The organism is Methylobacterium sp. WL6 (assembly GCF_008040095.1).
Taxonomy (GTDB): domain Bacteria; phylum Pseudomonadota; class Alphaproteobacteria; order Rhizobiales; family Beijerinckiaceae; genus Methylobacterium.
Map to the genome: position 1 here is coordinate 1 of NZ_VRVH01000315.1, position 4,991 is coordinate 4,991.

The window sequence follows — 4,991 nt, forward strand, 5'->3', positions numbered from 1 at the left end:
CCCGCGGCCCGGCCGCTCCCGCTCCAGCCGCCCGGGGGCAGGGCGTCGGCCAGCTCGGCGCAGAGGCCGGCGACGCGGGCCTTCAGCTCCGCGTCGAACATCCGCCCGACCATGACCATGCCGCCGGAGAACCACTGGCCCATGCCGCCGAGCTCCGGGTGGTCGAACTGCGCCATCGTGCCATTGCCGGCCTCCAGCGCCCGCATCAGGTGGCGCACCGCTTCGAGGCTGACGCCGTGGCGATCCGCCACGATCTGCAGCCCGGAGGCGTGGTCGGGGCCCTCGTCGTTGTGTGCCTCAAGGGTCATGCGGGCTGCTCCGGGGGACGCGATGCGCCGAGGCGCTGCTGGGGGCCGCGTGTGCCGGGCCTCGCGCCCGGGGCGAGCCCGCACTATGCCGCGGTCGGCGGAGCGGTGGAAGAACCCGGGCTGCGCAAAAATGCCAGGCCCGCGAACGGTTTCCGCCCGAACCTTTGGCACCCCTCGCTGCGCTGCAAAAATTTCGCGCACGGCGGAGCTTCGCCCACGGACGCACGTTCACAAAATGGCCCGGGGGCCCCGCTGCCGAGCGTCAGGCAGCGGTCGTCGTGATGCGGCCCCGGCCGCCGGAGTGAACATGGCCGACCATAACCGCTACGCAGCCTCGACCCGTCCCGTTCGTTCGCGCATCCAGGAAGGCAAGCCCTATCCCCGCGGCGCGACCTGGGACGGCCTCGGCGTGAACTTCGCCGTCTTCTCCGCCCATGCGACCAAGGTCGAGCTCTGCCTGTTCGACGAGTCCGGCGAGAAGGAGATCGAGCGGATCGCGCTGCCCGAATACACCGACGAGGTCTGGCACGGGTACCTGCCCGACGCGCGCCCCGGCACGATCTACGGCTACCGCGTCCACGGCCCCTACGAGCCCAAGGCCGGGCACCGCTTCAACCACAACAAGCTGCTGATCGACCCCTACGCCAAGGGGCTCGTCGGCTCGATCACCTGGAACCCGGCCCTGTTCGGCTACCAGATGGAGACCGGCGACGACCTGACCTTCGACGAGCGCGACAGCGCGCCGTTCACCCGTCGCAGCCAGGTCATCGACCCGGCCTTCACCTGGGGCGCCTACCGCAAGCCGAACATCCCCTGGGAGAAGACCATCATCTACGAGGCCCACGTGAAGGGCCTGACCAAGAACCATCCGCGGGTGTCCGAGCGCCTGCGCGGCACCTATGCGGGCCTCGGCAACCCCGACGTGCTCGACTACATCAAGAGCCTCGGCGTCACCGCGGTGGAGCTGCTGCCGGTCCACGCCTTCGTGCAGGACGACTACCTGCAGGAAAAGAACCTGGTCAATTACTGGGGCTACAACACGATCTCGTTCTTCACCCCCGCGCGGCGCTACGCGGCGGTGCCGGACTTCGCCTTCTCCGAGTTCAAGGAGATGGTCGCGCGCCTGCACGGCGCCGGCCTCGAGGTGATCCTCGACGTGGTCTACAACCACACCGCCGAGGGCAACGAGAAGGGCCCGACCCTGTCGTTCAAGGGGATCGACAACGCCTCCTACTACCGGCTGCTGCCGGGGCAGGAGCGCTACTACATCAACGACACCGGCACCGGGAACACCTTCAACCTCTCGCATCCGCGCGTGCTGCAGCTCGTCATGGACAGTCTGCGCTACTGGGCGACCGAGATGCGCGTCGACGGCTTCCGATTCGACCTCGCCACCATCCTGGGCCGCGAGCCGCACGGCTTCGACGAGGGCGGCGGCTTCCTCGACGCCTGCCGCCAGGACCCGGTGCTGAACGACGTGAAGCTCATCGCCGAGCCGTGGGATTGCGGCCCGGGCGGCTACCAGGTCGGCGGCTTCCCGCCGGGCTGGGCCGAGTGGAACGACCGCTTCCGCGACGACGTCCGCGGCTACTGGAAAGGCGACGAGGGCCTGCTGCCCGATCTCGCCAACCGCATCACCGGCTCGGCCGACAAGTTCAACAAGCGCGGGCGCAAGCCCTGGGCCTCGGTGAACTTCCTCACCGCGCATGACGGCTTCACTCTGCACGACACGGTCGCCTACAACGACAAGCACAACGAGGCCAACGGCGAGAACAACCGCGACGGCCATTCTCACAACCTCTCGTACAATTACGGCGTCGAGGGACCGACCGACGACCCGGCGATCCGCGCCGTGCGCCTGCGCCAGATGCGCAACATGCTGGCGACCCTGTTCCTGTCCCACGGCACGCCGATGCTGCTGGCCGGCGACGAGTTCGCGCGGACGCAGAAGGGCAACAACAACGCCTACTGCCAAGACAACGAGGTCTCGTGGATCGACTGGGGGGCGATCGGCGCCGAGGAACGCGATCTCGCCGAGTTCACCCAACGCCTGATCCTGCTGCGCAACGCGCTGCCGATCCTGAGCCGCGGCCGCTTCCTCACGGGCCGGTACGACGAGGAGTTCGGCGTCAAGGACGTGACCTGGCTGCGTCCGGACGGGGCCGAGATGGGGTCCGAGAACTGGACCGACGGCGGCGCGCGTTCGCTCGCGGTGCTGCTCGACGGGCGGGCCCAGGCGACCGGCGTTCACCGCCGCGGCGGCGATGCCACCCTGCTCATCATGTACAACGCCTACCACGACCTCGTGCAGTTCACCCTGCCGGAGTCGGTCGGCGGATCGGCCTGGACGCGCCTGCTCGACACCAACCTGCCCGACAGCCAGGAGATCGCGAGCTTCGCCTCGGGCGAGCGCTACGACGTCACCGGCCGCTCGATGCTGATGTTCGTGCTGAAGCCGGACGACACGCCCGGCGACGCGGTGACGGAGATGGAGCGGTCCTACCAGCACGTGATGCAGGCCTTCGAGCGGGCCAACATCCACGAGGTCCACTTCCATCTCGACGAATCCGATCGCTGATTTCGGCGTCTTCCCCTCGGGCGGACGATCTGCCACGAGGGGCTGAATACAAAAATCGGACGATCGCGGGCCGCCGTGCGTTGGGTATCGACGCGCGGCGGCGACGCGTCTGACGGTCATGCGTCGAGGGATCCATCATCCATGCCCAAGATACTGCTGGTCGAAGATCACGAGGAGATCTGGGATTTCCTGTCCCGCCGGCTCAAGCGTCGCGGGTACGAGGTCATCCTGGCCCATGACGGCGAGGCCGGGGTGCAGCAGGCGCGCTCGGGGCGCCCCGACGTGATCCTGCTCGACATGAACCTGCCGATCCTCGACGGCTGGTCGGCGGCGCGCGCGCTGAAGTCCGGCAGCGACACCCGCGGCATCCCGATCATCGCGCTCACCGCCCACGCCATGTCGGGCGACCGCGACAAGGCGATCCAGGCCGGCTGCGACGACTACCACCCGAAGCCCGTCGATTTCTCGAAGCTGCTCAGCCAGATCAGCGCGGCGTTGGGCGAGACGGCGTCGGCCTGAGGCGGGCCATTCTTCCCTCCCCCTGGAGCGGGGGAGGGTGGGCCTCGCGTTGGCGAGGGTCGGGAGAGGGGAGCGACCTCTCCGGACAACGCGCTCCCTTCTCCCGACCCGCTTCGCGGGCCACCCTCTCCCGCAGGGGGGGAGGGAAGAGGCGGCGGCGGACTTCAGCGTAACCGGAGCGTAATCCCATGAGCGACGATCCCGTCACCGCGCAGCGCCTCAAGAACGGCCTGCCGGTCTTCGTCGCGCTGGCCTCGTTCCTCCTCGTCGTCGCGGTGATGGCGGCGCTGTATTTCGGGCGCGACATCCTCGTGCCGGTGACGCTCGCGATCCTGCTGAGCTTCGTCCTGGTGCCGGCGGTGCGCCTGCTCGGGCATATCCGCGTGCCGCGGGTGCCGGCGGTGCTGCTCGTCGTCGTGGTGGTGTTCGGCGCGCTGTTCGGGATCGGAACCCTGATCGCGCGCGAGGGCGGCCAGCTCGTGTCCGACCTGCCGCGCTATTCCCTGGTGATGCAGGACAAGATCAAGTCCCTTCGCGGGGCGACCGCCGACACCGGCACGCTGTCGCGAATCGTCGACGTGTTCCAAGACCTGAGCGCGACCCTGTCGCCGCCGCCGCCGCCCGAGCTGAAGGGCGATCCGGGCACCGCCGGGCATCCGCTCACCGTCGAGATCCGCGCCACGCGGGCCGGCTTCGTCGAGAACCTCCAGACCTTCGCCGGGCCGATCCTGCACCCGCTGGCCACCACCGGCCTGATCCTGATCTTCACGATCTTCATCCTGCTCCAGCGCGAGGATCTGCGGAACCGGATGATCCGGCTGGCTGGCGGCTCGGGCGACCTGCGCCGCACCACCGCGGCGATCGACGACGCGGCGCGCCGCCTCAGCCGGTTCTTCCTGGCGCAGCTCGCCCTCAACGTCGCCTTCGGCGTGGTGATCGGCGTCGGGCTGTGGCTGATCGGCGTGCCGAGCCCGACCTTGTTCGGGGTGCTCGCGGCGATCCTGCGCTTCGTGCCCTATATCGGCGCCGCGATCAGCGCCCTGCTGCCGCTGGTGCTGGCGGCCTCGGTCGATCCGGGCTGGACCATGGTGATCGCCACCGCGGCCCTGTTCCTGGTGGTTGAGCCGATCGCCGGCCACGTGATCGAGCCGCTGCTCTACGGGCACTCCACCGGGCTCTCGCCGATCGCGGTCATCCTCTCGGCGACGATCTGGACCTTCCTGTGGGGGCCGATCGGCCTCGTGCTCGCCACCCCGCTCACCGTCTGCCTCGTCGTGCTCGGCCGCCACGTCGACCGGCTCTGGTATCTCGACGTGCTGCTCGGCGACCAGCCGGCCCTCGATCCGCCGGAGATCTTCTACCAGCGCATGCTCGCCAACGATCCGGCCGAGGCGATCGATCAGGGCCGGCAGTTCCTCAAGGAGCGGGCGCTCGTCACCTACTACGACGAGGTCGTGCTCGCCGGCCTCAGGCTGGCGCAGGAGGACCTGTCGCGCGGGACGCTCGACCGGGAGCGCCAGGGCGAGGTCGGCGCCGCGATCCGCACCGTGGTCGCGCGGCTCGGCACCACGCCGGTGGCCCGGCGC

General features: G+C 69.4%; 3 protein-coding genes and 1 pseudogene. 3 read left to right on the forward strand and 1 reads right to left on the reverse strand.

The features are described 5' to 3' along the window. Positions 1-308, reverse strand: a pseudogene (locus FV230_RS24405) (SHOCT domain-containing protein); the annotation flags it as partial. 307 nt (positions 309-615) lie between these two features. Between FV230_RS24405 and glgX the strand changes: the two are divergent. From glgX to FV230_RS24425, 3 genes are all read left to right on the forward strand, one after another. Next, entirely contained in the window at positions 616-2,886 is a 2,271-nt protein-coding gene (gene glgX / locus FV230_RS24410; protein WP_147844239.1) for a glycogen debranching protein GlgX, read from the forward strand. Between the two features lie 141 nt (positions 2,887-3,027). Further along, complete coding sequence (locus FV230_RS24415; protein WP_147728597.1) at positions 3,028-3,405, forward strand: response regulator; 378 nt, start codon at positions 3,028-3,030, stop codon at positions 3,403-3,405. Between the two features lie 188 nt (positions 3,406-3,593). Further along, a partial coding sequence (locus FV230_RS24425) for an AI-2E family transporter (RefSeq protein ID WP_147844240.1) occupies positions 3,594-4,991 on the forward strand: 1,398 nt, incomplete at its 3' end.